A 376-nucleotide genomic window follows, 5' to 3' on the forward strand; every position below is an offset into this window, starting at 1 on the left:
ATAGCCATTTATATCTCTACTTACTTTAGGTAATAAACCTTTAGTTTCGTAAAACCTAATGGTATGCGCAGCGATACCACTTACTTTTGCTAATTCACCAATTTTAATAAGTCACCTTTTTAATCATTTTTTAACTGTTGACATTAAAGTTAACTTTAAACTTATACTCTCAAAATATCTACTTACTGAAACTAATTTGTACAGACTAAATTCCCCCCCTGTCACAAATAAATTTTTAAACATAAAAATTAAGGCTTTATAATGAAAAAAATTATTCAGGTCGCTAAGGGCCAACCTACTTCGAAATCTACTTTATTTTTTAATGAAGATGCTAAAAAGCCGTCAATACATAACCCAACCGACGTGCTAATCAAAG

1 protein-coding gene is annotated in these 376 nt (G+C 30.1%); it reads right to left on the reverse strand.

Annotated features, from left to right (window positions below):
• Window positions 1-108 (reverse strand): MerR family DNA-binding transcriptional regulator (locus tag ACX6CF_RS27250; protein WP_458788502.1); only part of this gene is annotated, 108 nt, incomplete at its 3' end.
• Window positions 109-376 lie beyond the last annotated feature (268 nt).

The organism is Vallitalea sediminicola (genome assembly GCF_054408565.1).